10 protein-coding genes are annotated in these 20,387 nt (G+C 46.8%); 8 read left to right on the forward strand and 2 right to left on the reverse strand.

Annotation, left to right across the window (positions count from 1 at the left end):
* The first annotated feature begins 191 nt into the window (after positions 1 to 191).
* The 6 genes from BCU34_RS06895 to BCU34_RS06920 all read left to right on the forward strand — a co-directional run bounded on the left by BCU34_RS06895 (position 192) and on the right by BCU34_RS06920 (position 5,834).
* On the forward strand, positions 192 to 1,220 hold the full coding sequence (locus BCU34_RS06895; RefSeq protein WP_004733634.1) for an amino acid ABC transporter substrate-binding protein: 1,029 nt from the start codon (positions 192 to 194) through the stop codon (positions 1,218 to 1,220).
* A gap of 71 nt (positions 1,221 to 1,291) precedes the next feature.
* A complete protein-coding gene (locus tag BCU34_RS06900) occupies positions 1,292 to 2,497 on the forward strand; it encodes an amino acid ABC transporter permease (protein ID WP_048660775.1) in 1,206 nt (401 codons plus the stop codon).
* A gap of 1 nt (position 2,498) precedes the next feature.
* Positions 2,499 to 3,596 (forward strand): amino acid ABC transporter permease, encoded by a 1,098-nt coding sequence (locus BCU34_RS06905; RefSeq protein WP_102479606.1) that lies wholly within the window; start codon positions 2,499 to 2,501, stop codon positions 3,594 to 3,596.
* Positions 3,597 to 3,618: 22 nt separating this feature from the next.
* Positions 3,619 to 4,383 carry an amino acid ABC transporter ATP-binding protein gene (locus tag BCU34_RS06910; RefSeq protein ID WP_017059704.1) on the forward strand — a complete coding sequence of 255 codons (765 nt, stop codon included), beginning with the start codon at positions 3,619 to 3,621 and terminating at the stop codon, positions 4,381 to 4,383.
* Positions 4,384 to 4,678: 295 nt separating this feature from the next.
* The gene (locus BCU34_RS06915; protein WP_102432721.1) at positions 4,679 to 5,344 is read left to right on the forward strand and encodes a Bax inhibitor-1/YccA family protein; all 666 of its coding nucleotides are present in this window, start codon (positions 4,679 to 4,681) and stop codon (positions 5,342 to 5,344) included.
* A 160-nt stretch (positions 5,345 to 5,504) separates the two neighbouring features.
* Complete coding sequence (locus BCU34_RS06920) at positions 5,505 to 5,834, forward strand: TusE/DsrC/DsvC family sulfur relay protein (RefSeq protein ID WP_017057205.1); 330 nt, start codon at positions 5,505 to 5,507, stop codon at positions 5,832 to 5,834.
* Positions 5,835 to 5,893: 59 nt separating this feature from the next.
* Here the strand turns inward: BCU34_RS06920 and yccX are convergent, their stop codons facing one another.
* Positions 5,894 to 6,181: an acylphosphatase gene (gene yccX / locus BCU34_RS06925; protein ID WP_048660773.1), complete on the reverse strand. Its 288-nt coding sequence runs from the start codon at positions 6,179 to 6,181 to the stop codon at positions 5,894 to 5,896.
* An 88-nt stretch (positions 6,182 to 6,269) separates the two neighbouring features.
* Here yccX and BCU34_RS06930 point away from each other — a divergent pair, with 88 nt between their 5' ends.
* Both BCU34_RS06930 and BCU34_RS06935 read left to right on the forward strand, forming a co-directional pair.
* Positions 6,270 to 7,673 carry a methyl-accepting chemotaxis protein gene (locus tag BCU34_RS06930; protein ID WP_102432723.1) on the forward strand — a complete coding sequence of 468 codons (1,404 nt, stop codon included), beginning with the start codon at positions 6,270 to 6,272 and terminating at the stop codon, positions 7,671 to 7,673.
* A gap of 128 nt (positions 7,674 to 7,801) precedes the next feature.
* Positions 7,802 to 8,995: a class I SAM-dependent methyltransferase gene (locus BCU34_RS06935; protein WP_017059708.1), complete on the forward strand. Its 1,194-nt coding sequence runs from the start codon at positions 7,802 to 7,804 to the stop codon at positions 8,993 to 8,995.
* A 52-nt stretch (positions 8,996 to 9,047) separates the two neighbouring features.
* Here BCU34_RS06935 and BCU34_RS06940 read toward each other — a convergent pair whose 3' ends face one another.
* Positions 9,048 to 20,048 (reverse strand): Ig-like domain-containing protein, encoded by an 11,001-nt coding sequence (locus BCU34_RS06940; protein WP_413286264.1) that lies wholly within the window; start codon positions 20,046 to 20,048, stop codon positions 9,048 to 9,050.
* Positions 20,049 to 20,387 lie beyond the last annotated feature (339 nt).

Raw genomic sequence — 20,387 nt, forward strand, 5'->3', positions numbered from 1 at the left:
TAAATTATACATTTGTGAAACTACGGATCCTTTCCTAACCTTATAAACAGTTGCTTAAATCGCACACAGTTTCATTTGCAAAATGCAACTCTTGTAATTTGAGCAACAAGGTCATAGAAAACGCAACACATAAGAGACACTCAAACGAGCACGAGTATCAGGTGTCACCTGGTTAACAAGGAAGGATACAAATGACAAATAAACTAACACTTCTTGCTTCAGTAGTAGCTGCATCAACTGCGATGATGGCAACATCAGCATCAGCGGCAGAAAGCACTCTGGACAAAGTCACATCTCAAGGTTTTCTAACTTGTGGTGTAAGTACAGGTCTTCCAGGGTTCTCTAACCCTAACTCAAAAGGTGAATGGGAAGGAATTGATGTTGAGTATTGTCAAGCTCTTGCAGCGGCTGTACTCGGTGACAAGACTAAAGTTAAGTATGTACCTCTAACCGCAAAAGAGCGTTTTACTGCGCTTCAATCTGGCGAAATCGACGTACTATCTCGTAACACAACATGGACACTACATCGTGACACTGCTTTAGGTCTGAACTTCGTAGGCGTTAACTACTACGATGGTCAAGGCTTCATGGTTAAGAAAGAGCTTGGCCTAACAAGTGCTCAAGAGCTTGATGGCGCTTCTGTATGTGTTCAATCAGGTACAACAACTGAACTTAACCTAGCCGATTACTTCCGTAACAGTGGCATGTCTTACAAGCCAGTGGTATTCGATACGGCAGCACAAACATCTAAAGGCTTCGACGCAGGTCGTTGTGACGTGCTAACGACTGACCAATCTGGTCTATACGCACTTCGCCTAAACCTCGCTGACCCTAAATCTGCACAAGTACTTCCTGAAATCATCTCTAAAGAACCTCTAGGTCCTGTTGTTCGTCAAGATGATGACAAATGGTTTAACGTTGCTAAGTGGACACTTTCAGCAATGATTAACGCGGAAGAATACGGCATCTCTTCTAAAAATGCAGACGAAATGCTTAAGTCAAAAGATCCAAACATCAAACGTATTCTTGGTGTAGACGGTCCTAAAGGTAAAGGCCTTGGCATTCGTGACGACTGGGGTTACCAAGTAATTAAGCAAGTTGGTAACTACGGTGAGAGTTTTGAGCGTACTGTTGGTACAGGTTCTCCACTTCAAATCTCTCGTGGTGTAAATGCATTATGGAATGCGGGCGGCTTTATGTACGCTCCACCAATCCGTTAATAAATTTTCAAGCATCAATTAGGGCGGAGTTTTCCGCCCTATTTATTAAATGGATTTGAGGTTATAGTAGTATGAAACCTAATGAAACTATTTCTCCAGCGCAGGCAAAGCCACAGCCCAAAAGTGCCAACTTATTTTACAACCCCACTTTTCGCTCCATCATTTTCCAAATTATCGCCGTCGGGGCGCTTTGTGCTTTCTTTTACACGATTGTAAATAATGCGCTCACTAACTTAGATTCCCGTGGTATCGCCACTGGTTTTGATTTTCTCTCCCAAGAAGCAGGTTTTGGCATCGGCTTAACACTAATTGAATACGACGAGACCTTCTCATACGGTCGTACATTCTTTATCGGTCTTCTCAATACCGCTTTAGTTTCAGTACTAGGCATCATGCTAGCCACGATACTGGGCTTTAGTATGGGTATCGCTAGACTCTCTTCAAACTGGCTAGTTAGCCGATTTGCAGCTGTCTACATTGAGATATTCCGAAATATCCCTCTTCTTTTGCAAATCTTTTTCTGGTACTTCGCCGTTCTGCAAGCCTTGCCTTCTGCTCGTCAAAGCATGAGCCTAGGTGAAGCAATTTTCTTGAACGTACGTGGATTGTACTTCCCTGCACCAGTGTTAGAGCAAGGTAGTAGCATTGTTATCGCATCATTGATTGTTGGTATTATCGCTACGTTTATTATCAACATTTGGGCGAATAACAAACAGAAACTTACCGGCCAACAAACACCGATGTTTCGAATTGCTGCAGCGTTGATTTTAGGCTTACCGTTGGTGACTTACTTTGTTATGGGTATGCCTATCTCTGCGGATTACCCTGTTTTAAAAGGGTTTAACTTCAAGGGTGGTATTAGCATAATCCCGGAGCTTGCTGCATTGATGCTTGCTTTAAGTATCTACACAGCAGCGTTCATTGCCGAGATTGTTCGTTCAGGTATTAACGCCGTAAACCATGGGCAAACAGAGGCTGCTATGTCTCTAGGAATCCCACGATCTAGAACCCTTAAGCTTGTCATTATCCCACAGGCATTAAGAATTATTATCCCACCACTAACCAGTCAGTACCTAAACCTGACCAAAAACTCATCACTTGCGATGGCCATTGGTTACCCTGATCTTGTCTCTGTATTTGCAGGAACAACATTAAACCAAACTGGACAAGCTATCGAAGTAATCGCGATGACAATGGGCGTCTACCTGACCTTGAGCCTATTAACATCTGCTCTAATGAACATATACAACCGCAAAGTAGCGTTGGTGGAGAGATAAGATGAGTACACATCAATTTCAACCTGATCTTCCGCCTCCATCGAATACCGTTGGGCCAGTCGGTTGGTTAAGAAAAAATCTATTTAATGGACCAATTAACAGCGTCGTCACTGTGGTTCTTGCTTACTTTGCTTTTACCCTTATATGGGCAGTAGCGGATTGGGCATTCATCAGTGCCGACTGGATAGGAACCACACGCGATGCCTGCACTAGCGAAGGCGCTTGTTGGGTCTTTATTAGCGTTCGTTGGGAGCAATTCATGTATGGCTTCTACCCAGAAGCTGAACTGTGGCGACCTCGCCTCTTCTACGCTACGTTAGCCATTTTTGTGGCCTTACTGGCCTACGAAAAAACACCTAAACGTACGTGGATCTGGTTGTTCTTCGTAAACATCTACCCATTTATCATTGCTGGCTTGCTATACGGTGGTGTCTTTGGATTAGAAGTTGTCGATACCCATAAATGGGGTGGTCTACTGGTCACACTGATCATCGCACTTGTTGGTATTGTAGTGTCACTCCCTATTGGTGTTGCACTTGCGCTTGGGCGTCGTTCAGAGATGCCGATCATTCGTAGTATGTGTACCGTATACATCGAAATTTGGCGTGGCGTACCGCTCATTACCGTTCTATTCATGGCCTCAGTTATGCTCCCGCTCTTTTTATCAGAAGGAACAGAAACCGATAAGCTGATTAGAGCACTTGTTGGGGTAGTACTATTCAGTGCAGCCTACATGGCAGAAGTAATTCGTGGTGGTTTACAAGCAATACCAAAAGGCCAATACGAAGCGGCTGATGCTCTGGGACTAAGCTACTGGAAAAAGACAGGGCTTATCATTCTTCCTCAAGCTCTTAAAATCACGATTCCTTCAATTGTGAACACCTTCATTGGTTTGTTCAAAGATACCAGTCTTGTTTTAATTATTGGTATGTTTGATGTGTTAGGAATTGGCCAAGCCGCGAATACCGACCCTGAATGGCTTGGGTATTCAACAGAAAGTTATGTATTTGTCGCGTTAGTGTTCTGGGTGTTTTGTTTTGGCATGTCGAGATATTCGATATGGCTAGAAAACAGACTTCACACCGGTCACAAACGATAATTAACAAGATCAAGGACGTATTATGACGCAGCAGACAGAAAACAACTCTCAAGGTCTTATGATCGAGTTGAAAGACATGAACAAATGGTACGGTGAATTCCACGTACTTAAGAACATCAACCTAGAAGTTAAAAAAGGCGAGAAAATCGTTATCTGTGGCCCTTCCGGCTCAGGTAAATCAACGATGATCCGCTGTATCAACCGATTAGAAGAGCACCAAAAGGGTCATATCTTTGTTTCAGGTAATGAATTGACGGAAGATCTCAAGAACATCGAAGCCGTTCGCCGAGATGTAGGCATGTGTTTCCAGCACTTCAATCTGTTCCCACATCTGACGGTATTAGAGAACTGTACTTTGGCCCCTATCTGGGTCAAAAAGATGCCGAAAGAAGAAGCTGAAGCGATTGCGATGAAATACCTAGAGCGTGTGAAAATTCCTGAGCAAGCAGACAAGTTCCCAGGTCAACTTTCAGGTGGTCAACAGCAGCGTGTAGCTATCGCTCGCTCTTTGTGTATGAACCCTCAAGTGATGCTGTTTGATGAGCCAACGTCGGCACTCGATCCAGAAATGGTTCGTGAAGTATTAGACGTAATGGTTGAGCTAGCGGAAGAAGGCATGACAATGCTTTGTGTGACGCACGAGATGGGCTTTGCTAAAGAGGTAGCAGATCGCGTTATCTTCATGGATGCCGGTGAAATCATAGAAGAGAACAACCCTGTCGACTTCTTTGAAAACCCACAATCAGACAGAACGCAGAACTTCTTAAGTCAAATCTTACACCATTAATGTGTTATGATGCATAAACTATAGAGGCGGCTTAGGTCGCCTCTTTATTTTTCAAGGTTATAGATGGTTTTCTAAAGTTCTAAATAACTGGCTATGACGACTAAAGGTTGAAGATCGTATTTTAGCTATACTTAATTACAGCCTAAAGAAATACTTTGTTACACCTTCAGAAACACTTAACCGACTATTTTTATTATTATTTTACGTATACAGGAGGAATGAAAGACTTGATTTTTCGAACTTTCACCCCCATAAATGTACTAATAACTATTGAAGTCACCTTACGAGGAAGATTATGAACAGCCCTATGTTTTCACGCACAGCATCTCAAGAAAGTGCTCTGCAAACCAATAAAGTGTTGCGTAACACCTACGCATTACTGTCTATGACACTACTTTGGTCTGCTGTTGTAGCAGGCGTATCCATGGCGATGAACCTTCCTCGCCCGGGTCTTATTATCATGCTTGTTGGCTTCTACGGCCTACTTTTCCTAACAGAGAAGAACCGTGACAACAGCATGGGTCTAGTCTTCACATTCCTATTTACAGGTTTCTTAGGCTACACCATTGGTCCAATTCTTAATATGTACGTTGGCGCAGGCATGGGTGATGTCATCCTAACTGCACTTGGCGGTACAGCACTGGCGTTTATGGGCGCATCAGCTTACGCGCTAACAACTAAGCGTGACCTGTCGTTCCTTAACGGCATGCTATTAGCTGGTTTTGTAGTACTGCTTGTAGGTATGGTTGCAAATATCTTCCTACAGATGCCTCTACTATCATTGGCAATGAGCGGTATGTTCATCCTATTCTCGACTGGTGTTATCTTGCTTACAACGCAAAACATCATTCGTGGCGGTGAAACAAACTACATCTCTGCAACGATCAGCTTGTACGTATCAATCTACAACATCTTCATCAGCCTGCTAAGCATCCTAGGCATCATGGGCAACGACGACTAATCGTTCCCATCATTGAAGAATATCTAGCCCAAGAGCCTACCTCTTGGGCTTTTTTGTATCTATAAGTACGATATTTCTATGGATAGCTACAATTTCAGTTGAGAAAGATAAACTTGGTCATGTACCCTACCCGCATAGTTAATTGGATTCTGGATTAAACATGTTTGAATATAACGGCAAGCAAATCGAAACCGACGCTCAAGGCTACCTATTGGATTACACGCAATGGGAAGAAGGTATGATTGAAATACTTGCTCAAGATGAAGCTATTGAACTTACGGATGCACACTTAGAAGTCGTCCATTTTGTAAGGAGCTTTTACGAAGAGTTCAATACCTCACCAGCGGTTCGTATGCTAGTTAAAGCGATGGAAAAAGCGCACGGCCCAGAAAAAGGTAACAGCAAGTACCTATTCAAGTTATTCAAAAAAGGGCCGGCAAAACAAGCAACCAAGCTCGCCGGTTTACCTAAACCAGCAAAGTGCTTGTAAAAACCTAACCCGCTTTAAGTTATTTAATTACGCTCGATATAAATACTGTAGTGCCATAACTACAGTATTTTAAACGTCCCTACACGTACGTCTTGGCGCTCACTATCTTTAACTTGATGCATCTCTACGTTGTCTACTATTGCACTCGAAGGGCCAATGTTGAGCCAAGCATGCAACTTCTCTATTTGCTGACTCTCTCCGACAGCTAATACTTCAACTCGACCATCATTTAAGTTCTTCGCATAGCCTGAGAGACCCATAGCTTGCGCTTGCCTACTGGTGTGGTAACGAAACCCAACACATTGAACTACGCCTGACACGACAAAAATATATTGTGAACTTTCCATAACGTTGCCTCATAAATTATATGAATGATATAGTTGAGCTTCTATTCATTCACCACTTATTGGTGGACTTACTTCGAGTATAACGATTATGAAAGAAATCCCATTTCGTTGGATTGACAAATATCTCATTCACCTAAAAATCCAAGAAAAGTTCTATCTACTCTTCTTATTACCTCTTCTCGCCCTAGTTATATTAACTCTCGTTTTAGATAGCGCCGCGGACTCTTTGCTTGCTCACCTTTATCAAGAAGAAATGCTCTTGATGAAAGGACTTATCGAAGCAGGTCAACTCACTAAAGATCAAGTCGCTCAACTTGTCAGCAGCTCTGAAACCATCTCTTTGGGCTACGGTGCTGGTTCTGTTTCGGTAATGAATGGTGCATTCAGCCTAGTTGCTAACCATGACCAAAACCTTTGGTCTGCTCTGTCTACGACTCAGGTTTCTATCATCGCTGTAACCCTAACGCTTATCGCGCTGGGTGTTTACTACATCATGACCTTCATCGGTGGTGCGATGTTCTCTATGAACAAAGCTTTAAACACACTGGCTAATGGTGACCTAACTTGCCGCATGAACTACTTCTTAGTTCGTGATGAGTTTAGTGAAATCGCTATTACGATCGACAAAGTAGCAGAGCGTGAACAAAACATGGTTCTGTCAATCCAAGAGTCTGTCGCTCTAATGCAGCAGATCAGCTCGGACTTAAACCAGTCAACACAACAAAGTTCAGACATCTCTGGTAACCAACAAGAACACCTGAATAGCTTAGCAAGTGCAACGGAGCAAATGGCTGCTACGATTCGCGAAGTAGCTACCCTTGCTCATGAGTCTAGTTCACAAACGATGGACGCTCGCGGCGTTGCGCAGAGTGGTCAAGTCAAGGTTTCAAATACATTGGAGTCTATCTCTAACCTATCTCAAGAGATCCAATCCGCTTCACAAGCAGTAGAAGAACTTGATGCCAACGCGGCGCAGATCGATGAAGTGGTCGCAACCATCAATGGCATTTCAGAGCAGACTAACCTATTGGCACTGAATGCTGCCATAGAGGCTGCACGTGCAGGCGAGCAAGGACGTGGATTCGCTGTTGTTGCCGATGAAGTTCGTGCCCTTGCTGGTCGTACTCAACAAGCAACGGTTGAAATCCAAAGTATGATTGAGTCATTACAACGTAACAGCCAATCACTGACCAAACTGATGGAAGTAACGGTAAACAATGCTGGTGAAGGCCAAACACTGATGTCGGAAGTGAACGTTGAGATCGGTTCATTAGCTGAAAAGAACCAGTCTATTTCAGATAGCAGCACTCAAATTGCTACCGCGGCTGAAGAACAAGGCGTAGTCGCTGACAACATTGCACAAAGTGTTGAAGAGATTCGTCATCAATCGGACAGTATCTGCGAGATGATCAGTAAGAGTAATTCCAATGTCGACCAACTTCGTAAACAAAGCGATACGATGGAAGGTTTGCTGACAGGTCTTAAAGCTTAATACTGATATCCAACCACTAAGTGTTGATTAATCATACTAGGGCTGCTTCTGCAGCCCTTTCTTATTTGCTTTTCACCTGTACTTCCCCGACAATACCCCTCCTTCAAATTCAACAAACAGAGTAAATTATGACTCCTTCAATTCATCTAGCTAAAGGCCGAGATAAATCACTACGCCGCAAACACCCTTGGGTATTTTCTCGCGGTATCGATAAGGTCGAAGGCGAACCAAAACAAGGTGAAACTGTAGACGTATATGCTCAAAATGGTCAGTGGCTTGCAAAAGCGGCTTACTCACCAGAATCTCAAATTCGAGCTCGTGTTTGGACATTTGAAAAAGAAGAAATCAACAAGGCGTTCTTTGTAAAACGAATTCAAGATGCACAGTCTTTACGTGAAGACATCATCGAACGTGACGGCCTAACGGGTTACCGTCTAACAGCTGCAGAGTCTGATGGCCTGCCTGGCATCACAATCGACAAATACCAAGACTTCCTTGTTTGCCAACTGCTAAGTGCTGGCGCTGAGTTTAACAAAAGCGTGTTGGTTGAAGCGTTAATTGAATGCTTCCCTGACTGTAACATCTACGAGCGTTCAGACGTGGCAGTTCGTAAGAAAGAAGGCTTAGAACAGGTTGTTGGCGTTCTTCACGGTGAAGAACCACCGAAGTCTATCGTGATTGAAGAAAACGGCGTTAAGATCAGCGTGAACATTATGGAAGGCCACAAAACGGGCTTCTACATGGACCAACGTGATAGCCGCAAAGAATCGATGAAGTACGTTAAAGGCAAAGATGTCCTTAACTGTTTCTCATACACAGGTGGCTTTGGCCTTTACGCACTCAAAGGCGACGCGAAGCGTGTTATCAACGCTGACGTATCTCAACTTGCTCTTGATACGGCTAAATTCAACGCTGAACTTAACGAGTTTGATATCTCGAAAAAGCGCGCTGTGTTCCTTAACGCTGACGTTTTCAAACTGCTTCGTGAGTACCGTGACCAAGGCACTAAGTTTGACGTAGTGATCATGGACCCACCAAAGTTTGTTTCAAGCAAGAACAACCTAACTTCAGGCGCTAACGGCTACAAAGACGTTAACATGCTTGCAATGCAAATCCTGAAACCAGGCGGCACCCTACTCACCTACTCTTGCTCTGGCTTAATGGGTACAGACCTATTCCAAAAGATCATCGCTGATGCAGCATTAGACGCAGGCCGCACTGTTAAGTTCGTAGAGCGCTTCGAGCAAGCAGCCGACCACCTAACTGACACTGCTTACCCAGAAGGCTTCTACCTAAAAGGCTTTGCTTGTAAAGTTCTGTAGACAGTTAAGCTTTAGATAACGAGTTAATAAAAAAGGGCCTTTCGGCCCTTTTTTAGTATTGGTCAGGTAAGTTCACGAACAACTGACTCACCAAGTTGGTCAAATCACCATTAACAACAGAGCCATCACCTTGTGAATTTACCGAGTCGAACTGATTACCTACGTTGTCGAGAACAATCGTTTGACTTTGGCCTGTATTATCTGTGTTTTCTGAAATGGTAATCACGAGGTCTTTATCACCGCCGCCATTATCAACCTTTTCAATAGTGATATGATCAAGAAGATCAAACATTGAACTTTCGTTTGGTAACAACTCAGAGATATCAAGATGGTCTTCCCCTAGAGCAAAATCGGTTATCGTATCGACATCACCTTGGAAAGGTTCGTCGACCCACTTGAACAGATCATCACCATCACCACCAGTTAAGATATCATCACCAAGACCACCGATAAGCGTATCTTCACCACCTTGACCGTAGAGGATATCATCGCCTAGTCCACCTGTAATGGTATCATCGCCACCACGCGTATCACTGTCTGCATTAAACAACTCATGGTTATCTTTAACATATTCGTAGATTTCCATGTCTGTAGGTTCTGCACCATTCAACATCTGTAAGAACGTTGTTAGAGCTTCCATACCCGAACCATCAGCTAACGCATCTGGACGAACAAGGCCATTATCACCCCATGGCAAGTTATCTGTATTGATAACATCACCAAACAAAATATCGTTACCGGCACCGCCGCTTAGATCATCACTACCTACAGGCAGTAGCGTAATTTCGTTGCTACCTTCCTCAAGTGCTGCATCTAAGCCTTGACTTGACTGAACGATTTCAACATCGCCTGTCGTACTTGTTACTGTCTTGATTATAAAGTTGTCTAAGTATACGTCTGCTGTGTATCCGCTTTGGTCTTCATAAACAGAGAGTACTAACTGGTACTTACCTTCATGAAGTAGATCTGTTTCAATCGAGCCAGTACTACTTCCAGATGATACACTTACCCATGTTTGAGTTTGTTCATCAAATTTCTGAACACTCCAGCCAAACACATCACCGCCACCAAAATAGTTACCCTGTGATGCATCAAATGTCAGTACTGACGCTTCGCCGCTAGCAACAACAAACTCGGGGCTGGTCATCGAAGCTGAGCTATTAATATCACCCGTATCGGTTAGCAAGATGCTTGAGTTAGTCAGTACTGCTGTACCACCGGAAACCGCAAAGTTCTCAAGGCTCCAAGATTCACCTGTACTAGAGCTGAAGTTTGCAAGTTGCGTTGTAGTTGATGAATAAAGGTACGAAGAACCATTGTCACTCACGAAGTGCTCTAATATTTCAGAATCAATGCCATCTCCGATACCTATCGTTCTAACTTTTGATACATCCGCTAGCTCATCGAAAGCAGTAACAGAGTCAGCAAACTCATCAAACTGGGTAGTAGAGCCGCTGCTGTTTGAACTGTTCGACACAGTTGGTTTTCCATCAGTTAAGAAGAACGTTAAGTTTTCATAACTCGATGATTGGTCACCATCAGCAAACCAATCTTTAGTAGAATCAAACGCAGCCTCGTAGTTAGTTGCGCCATCCGCAGTCAAATCATTGATCGCTGAGTTGACTGTCTGCTCTAAGTCTGACTCTTCTAAGTTTTGTAAATCTATTTGTATGCTCGCACTAGCCTCAAAACCAATCAACGCCAGATTTATAATACCCGGATGAGATGCAATATCAGCCAACATAGCAATAAGTGATGCTTTAACCACATCTAACTTAGACTGGCTACTGTTACTATTGAGTGCGTCTTTCATACTGCCTGACGTATCAACAACTAAAGCAATATTGTAATTCGTCGGTGCGACCGAGTTATCCACAACACCGCCAGTATCTCCAAACAGTACGTCGTCACCATCAAAGCCAACGATCTTGTTATCGCCATTTTCATTACCTAAGCTAGGCGCTATAACAATACCGGTTTGAGTATCAGCAAGTACTTCTGAATCTACAGGTTGACCTTGACCATCGACCTCGTAAGCGCCTGCTGTAACAGTCAGAACTGGTGCCGTATTAACTGGTGCTTCAACAATGACTGTTAACTTCCCTACACTATCTAACTCAGCCGGATCAATCACCCAGGTTCCATCAGCTTGTTTAGTACCTGTCGAGAGCGTTACATCGGAAGGTACATCACTCACGACCAATGAACTTACTTGCTCGCTACCGTCGTTGTCATTCAGAACGATATCAATGTTAAGTTCATAAACCTCAGCAACTTTAACTAGGGTACCGCTCTGAACTTCAAACTTGCCGTCAGAGAAATACAACGACTCGATACTATAAAAGTCATGATTTGCATTCCCTGTTCCAGTATGAGTTAAGCGAAAATCTGGAGCTCCTGCTGTACTAAAGGTGTAGTCTGTTCTTTGGCCTGTTAGATATGCTGCATCATTGCCTGAACCACCATAGTATGCTGTGCTCGTTGTTGGGCTACGAGAAATGAGAACATCATTGCCAAATTCTCCAGTATCATCACCCAACAAATTAATGCTTGTTGATGCATCTATACCGCCAACCAAAATGTCACTACCGTCGCCGCCTTGTAGGTTTTCAGAAACAACGCCAAGACCGCCGTCATTGCCGACAATAATGTCATCGCCGTCTCGGCCAAGTACCTGCATATGATCGCCATTGTTGTATACAACAGTATCATTGCCACCAAGTGCATCTAGCCAAGCACCACTTGTAGTCTGAAGATGGTTGTCGTCGCCATCAGCATTTGGGTCTACTGTCTTATTCGCCAAGCTAGATTCTATGCTTGCAACAATAGAGTCAGCAACATTTCCACTAACACTGGTTAAGTTGGCGGAAACCGCCAATCCATTACTAATTGGCGCAACTGTTGTTGTTACCGTTGCACTACTGGTCAGGCCTGAACTATCAACAATGGTATATGTGAACGACGCACTACCCGTCACATTACTATTTGGCGTGAAGGAGATCTCACCACTGTTTTGATCGTATAAGACCGTTCCGTCAACTGAGCTAAATCCATCCGCGACAATCGTAAAGGTGTCACCGGTATTTGGATCGTAATCGTTAGCAAGAAGCAGTGACGAATCTACAATTAAAGTTTCACCCTCTTGCACAGACAGAATATCACCGATCAACGGGAAATCGTTTAAGTCATGCTCGCCATTGTTGTAATTACCATTGCCATCAACCGTACCAAGATTGATGTCTAGGTTAGCAGCACCACCTTGGTCCCAATAAACGATTTCAATAGAATGATAACCATCACTATCAATCACAAATGCGTCATGTAAGGTAGTTGTAGACGACTGGTTCTGGTCAACAGTAGCAACTTCAACCCCATCAATTAATATCGTGTAGCCATCATCAGCGGTCACTTTAAATGCATAATCACCAGCTTCTAGATAGACTGAACCACTAATTTGAACAACACCGTCAGTATGAGCACCAACGGTACCTTCAACAGAGCTAGAGTCATCATTTAAGAAGTCTTCAAACTGACTTTGGGAGCTCAAGCCATTGTTATTTCCATTTAGCGTATAGTTGATATCTTTGGCGTCAAAGGTTAGGTCTGCTTCTTTGCTAGCAATAACATCCAACGCATCTTGAATCGAATCAATATTGCCATTAACACTATCATTTGAGCTGTAATAGTATCCAGATAGTCCACCAAATACTGATACCGTATCATCTTGAGCAACTGGAGCCTGATTGGTCGCATTGGACGTAATAGTCAGTTGAGCCACTTCATCACTAAGTAAACCGCTAGAATCAACTGACTGATAATCAATTTCTTCAGAGAGATCAGCACTAACTACATCAACGCCTTTAAGCGTGATATTGGAGTTTCTATTAGGATTATCAGAACCGTCTTGAGTAGTGAATACTCTTAATTCAGTAAACCCTCCATCGACTTGGATGTTAACTGTCGCATTCCCGTTGCTATCGATGGACAGTCCGTTCTCGCCTGATTCATCGCTATCGAAGAAGAACGTCCCAACAACATTACCATCTTCATCGAGAGCGAGTACCTCAATACGACCGCCAGCATTATTTCCCGCATTGTAGTTTCCGAATACGCTACCAAATTCAATATTAGCCTCTGTAATGGTTGCACCAGATTGAGAATAATCAACAGAGATATATTCCTGGTTGCCACCGCTAACTACATCCAACTCTCCGCTAGTTGAATTCGCATTAGTTGACACACCAAAACCATCCTCTTGGTTTTGACTGTCGTAAACCAAATAAGAATTTGTATCGATTACATTAGCGTCGATTGGGGAGCTACCATCGTAAATCCCCGAGCTTATTAATACATTGCCCTGTAAGTAACTTACGCTGCTAGACCCATTGTTGACTTGGCCTGCAAAAGTACTTGCTACAAAATCAAGCTTATCCACAGCATTGGAATCTTGTTCATATTCGACTTGAGCGTCACTACTGATTATATCTCCAGCTTCAATGAGTACTTTGCCACCACCACTAACGTCGTAAAGGTTACCGAACAATGGTTCTTCGAGAATTTTGACATCAACCGGAGTACCAGCAGCATCATCTTCAATGTCGCCCACGTTATCTTGACTGCCCGATTGACCACCATCAAACGTAAAGAATGCTTCATCTTGGTTGTCTAAGGTTACTGAGAAGTCGGTGGCTGTAGGTCTGTTGTCATCGTTTTCGATGGTGCCCGTCGCGGTCTTATCACCAACGGTCAGCGTGAACGTTTCATCGCTTTCCAGAACCGTATCTTCCGCACCCGCTACCGTTACCGTGAAGCTCGCCGTATTCGCTGGGACGGTGATCAGGCCTGTGACCGCATCGTACGTCACGCCGTTGCTGAACGACACTGTGCCGTAGTCGGTGTTATCCGTTTCGTTATCCGTCAGGCTGAACGCGTACGTTTGTGCCGTGTCGGCCGTATTGCTTAGGGTCACGTCGAACGCCAGTGCGTCGCCTTCTTCCTCGCTCACATCCGCGATGTCATTGATCGTCGGTTTCGCGTCATCGTTTTCGATGGTGCCCGTCGCGGTCTTATCACCAACGGTCAGCGTGAACGTTTCATCGCTTTCCAGAACCGTATCTTCCGCACCCGCTACCGTTACCGTGAAGCTCGCCGTATTCGCTGGGACGGTGATCAGGCCTGTGACCGCATCGTACGTCACGCCGTTGCTGAACGACACTGTGCCGTAGTCGGTGTTATCCGTTTCGTTATCCGTCAGGCTGAACGCGTACGTTTGTGCCGTGTCGGCCGTATTGCTTAGGGTCACGTCGAACGCCAGTGCGTCGCCTTCTTCCTCGCTCACATCCGCGATGTCATTGATCGTCGGTTTCGCGTCATCGTTTTCGATGGTGCCCGTCGCGGTCTTATCACCAACGGTCAGCGTGAACGTTTCATCGCTTTCCAGAACCGTATCTTCCGCACCCGCTACCGTTACCGTGAAGCTCGCCGTATTCGCTGGGACGGTGATCAGGCCTGTGACCGCATCGTACGTCACGCCGTTGCTGAACGACACTGTGCCGTAGTCGGTGTTATCCGTTTCGTTATCCGTCAGGCTGAACGCGTACGTTTGTGCCGTGTCGGCCGTATTGCTTAGGGTCACGTCGAACGCCAGTGCGTCGCCTTCTTCCTCGCTCACATCCGCGATGTCATTGATCGTCGGTTTCGCGTCATCGTTTTCGATGGTGCCCGTCGCGGTCTTATCACCAACGGTCAGCGTGAACGTTTCATCGCTTTCCAGAACCGTATCTTCCGCACCCGCTACCGTTACCGTGAAGCTCGCCGTATTCGCTGGGACGGTGATCAGGCCTGTGACCGCATCGTACGTCACGCCGTTGCTGAACGACACTGTGCCGTAGTCGGTGTTATCCGTTTCGTTATCCGTCAGGCTGAACGCGTACGTTTGTGCCGTGTCGGCCGTATTGCTTAGGGTCACGTCGAACGCCAGTGCGTCGCCTTCTTCCTCGCTCACATCCGCGATGTCATTGATCGTCGGTTTCGCGTCATCGTTTTCGATGGTGCCCGTCGCGGTCTTATCACCAACGGTCAGCGTGAACGTTTCATCGCTTTCCAGAACCGTATCTTCCGCACCCGCTACCGTTACCGTGAAGCTCGCCGTATTCGCTGGGACGGTGATCAGGCCTGTGACCGCATCGTACGTCACGCCGTTGCTGAACGACACTGTGCCGTAGTCGGTGTTATCCGTTTCGTTATCCGTCAGGCTGAACGCGTACGTTTGTGCCGTGTCGGCCGTATTGCTTAGGGTCACGTCGAACGCCAGTGCGTCGCCTTCTTCCTCGCTCACATCCGCGATGTCATTGATCGTCGGTTTCGCGTCATCGTTTTCGATGGTGCCCGTCGCGGTCTTATCACCAACGGTCAGCGTGAACGTTTCATCGCTTTCCAGAACCGTATCTTCCGCACCCGCTACCGTTACCGTGAAGCTCGCCGTATTCGCTGGGACGGTGATCAGGCCTGTGACCGCATCGTACGTCACGCCGTTGCTGAACGACACTGTGCCGTAGTCGGTGTTATCCGTTTCGTTATCCGTCAGGCTGAACGCGTACGTTTGTGCCGTGTCGGCCGTATTGCTTAGGGTCACGTCGAACGCCAGTGCGTCGCCTTCTTCCTCGCTCACATCCGCGATGTCATTGATCGTCGGTTTCGCGTCATCGTTTTCGATGGTGCCCGTCGCGGTCTTATCACCAACGGTCAGCGTGAACGTTTCATCGCTTTCCAGAACCGTATCTTCCGCACCCGCTACCGTTACCGTGAAGCTCGCCGTATTCGCTGGGACGGTGATCAGGCCTGTGACCGCATCGTACGTCACGCCGTTGCTGAACGACACTGTGCCGTAGTCGGTGTTATCCGTTTCGTTATCCGTCAGGCTGAACGCGTACGTTTGTGCCGTGTCGGCCGTATTGCTTAGGGTCACGTCGAACGCCAGTGCGTCGCCTTCTTCCTCGCTCACATCCGCGATGTCATTGATCGTCGGTTTCGCGTCATCGTTTTCGATGGTGCCCGTCGCGGTCTTATCACCAACGGTCAGCGTGAACGTTTCATCGCTTTCCAGAACCGTATCTTCCGCACCCGCTACCGTTACCGTGAAGCTCGCCGTATTCGCTGGGACGGTGATCAGGCCTGTGACCGCATCGTACGTCACGCCGTTGCTGAACGACACTGTGCCGTAGTCGGTGTTATCCGTTTCGTTATCCGTCAGGCTGAACGCGTACGTTTGTGCCGTGTCGGCCGTATTGCTTAGGGTCACGTCGAACGCCAGTGCGTCGCCTTCTTCCTCGCTCACATCCGCGATGTCATTGATCGTCGGTTTCGCGTCATCGTTTTCGATGGTGCCCGTCGCGGTCTTATCACCAACGGTCAGCGTGAACGTTTCATCGCTTTCCAGAACCGTATCTTCCGCACCCGCTACCGTTACCGTGAAGCTCGCCGTATTCGCTGGGACGGTGATCAGGCCTGTGACCGCATCGTACGTCACGCCGTTGCTGAACGACACTGTGCCGTAGTCGGTGTTATCCGTTTCGTTATCCGTCAGGCTGAACGCGTACGTTTGTGCCGTGTCGGCCGTATTGCTTAGGGTCACGTCGAACGCCAGTGCGTCGCCTTCTTCCTCGCTCACATCCGCGATGTCATTGATCGTCGGTTTCGCGTCATCGTTTTCGATGGTGCCCGTCGCGGTCTTATCACCAACGGTCAGCGTGAACGTTTCATCGCTTTCCAGAACCGTATCTTCCGCACCCGCTACCGTTACCGTGAAGCTCGCCGTATTCGCTGGGACGGTGATCAGGCCTGTGACCGCATCGTACGTCACGCCGTTGCTGAACGACACTGTGCCGTAGTCGGTGTTATCCGTTTCGTTATCCGTCAGGCTGAACGCGTACGTTTGTGCCGTGTCGGCCGTATTGCTTAGGGTCACGTCGAACGCCAGTGCGTCGCCTTCTTCCTCGCTCACATCCGCGATGTCATTGATCGTCGGTTTCGCGTCATCGTTTTCGATGGTGCCCGTCGCGGTCTTATCACCAACGGTCAGCGTGAACGTTTCATCGCTTTCCAGAACCGTATCTTCCGCACCCGCTACCGTTACCGTGAAGCTCGCCGTATTCGCTGGGACGGTGATCAGGCCTGTGACCGCATCGTACGTCACGCCGTTGCTGAACGACACTGTGCCGTAGTCGGTGTTATCCGTTTCGTTATCCGTCAGGCTGAACGCGTACGTTTGTGCCGTGTCGGCCGTATTGCTTAGGGTCACGTCGAACGCCAGTGCGTCGCCTTCTTCCTCGCTCACATCCGCGATGTCATTGATCGTCGGTTTCGCGTCATCGTTTTCGATGGTGCCCGTCGCGGTCTTATCACCAACGGTCAGCGTGAACGTTTCATCGCTTTCCAGAACCGTATCTTCCGCACCCGCTACCGTTACCGTGAAGCTCGCCGTATTCGCTGGGACGGTGATCAGGCCTGTGACCGCATCGTACGTCACGCCGTTGCTGAACGACACTGTGCCGTAGTCGGTGTTATCCGTTTCGTTATCCGTCAGGCTGAACGCGTACGTTTGTGCCGTGTCGGCCGTATTGCTTAGGGTCACGTCGAACGCCAGTGCGTCGCCTTCTTCCTCGCTCACATCCGCGATGTCATTGATCGTCGGTTTCGCGTCATCGTTTTCGATGGTGCCCGTCGCGGTCTTATCACCAACGGTCAGCGTGAACGTTTCATCGCTTTCCAGAACCGTATCTTCCGCACCCGCTACCGTTACCGTGAAGCTCGCCGTATTCGCTGGGACGGTGATCAGGCCTGTGACCGCATCGTACGTCACGCCGTTGCTGAACGACACTGTGCCGTAGTCGGTGTTATCCGTTTCGTTATCCGTCAGGCTGAACGCGTACGTTTGTGCCGTGTCGGCCGTATTGCTTAGGGTCACGTCGAACGCCAGTGCGTCGCCTTCTTCCTCGCTCACATCCGCGATGTCATTGATCGTCGGTTTCGCGTCATCGTTTTCGATGGTGCCCGTCGCGGTCTTATCACCAACGGTCAGCGTGAACGTTTCATCGCTTTCCAGAACCGTATCTTCCGCACCCGCTACCGTTACCGTGAAGCTCGCCGTATTCGCTGGGACGGTGATCAGGCCTGTGACCGCATCGTACGTCACGCCGTTGCTGAACGACACTGTGCCGTAGTCGGTGTTATCCGTTTCGTTATCCGTCAGGCTGAACGCGTACGTTTGTGCCGTGTCGGCCGTATTGCTTAGGGTCACGTCGAACGCCAGTGCGTCGCCTTCTTCCTCGCTCACATCCGCGATGTCATTGATCGTCGGTTTCGCGTCATCGTTTTCGATGGTGCCCGTCGCGGTCTTATCACCAACGGTCAGCGTGAACGTTTCATCGCTTTCCAGAACCGTATCTTCCGCACCCGCTACCGTTACCGTGAAGCTCGCCGTATTCGCTGGGACGGTGATCAGGCCTGTGACCGCATCGTACGTCACGCCGTTGCTGAACGACACTGTGCCGTAGTCGGTGTTATCCGTTTCGTTATCCGTCAGGCTGAACGCGTACGTTTGTGCCGTGTCGGCCGTATTGCTTAGGGTCACGTCGAACGCCAGTGCGTCGCCTTCTTCCTCGCTCACATCCGCGATGTCATTGATCGTCGGCGAAGGCACCACACCAACATTGACCGTCAATGTATCTGTACCGCCTTGGCCGTCAGAAACGACTACTGTGAAGCTATCGCTACCGTTGTAATCAGCATTTGGTGTGTAGGTCCAGTTTCCGTTTTCATCAACGGTCACTGAGCCATTAGATGGTTCGCTGCCTTTTGAGAAGCTTAGTGAGTCATTGTCATCATCTGATGCAGAAAGAGAACCACTGACTGGCGTATCTTCGTCAGTCGTGACTACAACACTGTCACCCAGTGGGTCGCCATTGCTATCAACAAGCGTTGGGGTGTCATTAACTGGTGTCACACCAACATTGACCGTCAATGTATCTGTACCGCCTTGGCCGTCAGAAACGACTACTGTGAAGCTATCGCTACCGTTGTAATCAGCATTTGGTGTGTAGGTCCAGTTTCCGTTTTCATCAACGGTCACTGAGCCATTAGATGGTTCGCTGCCTTTTGAGAAGCTTAGTGAGTCATTGTCACCATCTGATGCAGAAAGAGACCCACTGACTGACGTATCTTCGTCAGTCGTGACGGCAACACTGTCACCGAGTGGGTCGCTATTGCTATCAACAAGCGTTGGGGTGTCATTAACTGGAGTCACACCAACATTCACCGTCAGTGTATCTGTACCACCTTGGCCGTCAGAGACTTCTACCGTAAAGCTGTCATTACCGTTGTAATTTTCATTTGGGGTATAAGTCCAATCACCATTTTCGTCGATAACGACAGTACCGTTTGAAGGTTCTATCGATTTACTGAATGACAGAGAATCACCATCTTCATCTGAAGCCGACAAAGTGCCACTGACTGGCGTATCTTCATCTGTCGTAAATGATACTGTGTCACCAATAGCGTCACTATTTGAATCGACAAACAGTGGGTTAGTATTAGGTTGAGCTGCGGCAGGCTCAATGAGTGAACGATAAGCATCAAGTAAGCTTAAACTTTGAGTTCGAGATAAGCCCAATGATTCGAAACCCGTAGTAACGAACTCTGTACCAGGAATAGTTTCTTCACCATCACGTTCAATAGTTCCGCTAGAAGCCAAACTTGAACCGTTTTGACCTGCTGCCGTTGCGAACTCCTCACCTAGCTCGGTCGGGTCTTGACCTTCTTCTAATGCGGCAAAGATATTCGCGATATCTTGGTCGAGCTCAATTTCGCCTTCTTCTGATGAGAAGCGTTTTGCCGATACCTGAGGTTCATTGGACCCGTTCTGAGATTCAAGAACGACATCCCCTGCTTGTAGTGGTTGGCCTTCTTCTAAGACTTTAATCGTACCATCTACCGAGATAACAATGCGCTGGCCAAGTGCTAATGCACCACCCAAATTCAATGTTGTCATGTCCATATAAACCCCTAAAAAAGCATTTCTTGTCATTAACGTCAAAATAGTGACATTATATTTATAATATTAGTTAAAATATAACACTTAAAGTCATATAATTCCTAGTTATGAATCTAGTATTTAACAACTCGAGTGACAAGCTAATGACGGTGATCACATCGCATAACAATCTTAGTGCTCACACCAGCAATATAAGTTATTGTGTTTGCGGAAAATAATAGATTTAAAAACGTAAGATTGACGCGTATAAAAACACCATAAAACGCACGTTGATCGGTTAACATTTTGACAACCATTTGCGAACGCCAGCTTAGCGATCGTAATTTTTTTGGCGGTTCATCT

Origin of the sequence: Vibrio sp. 10N.286.45.E10, assembly GCF_002874195.2 — a bacterium.
In the GTDB taxonomy this organism is placed as follows: domain Bacteria; phylum Pseudomonadota; class Gammaproteobacteria; order Enterobacterales; family Vibrionaceae; genus Vibrio; species Vibrio crassostreae.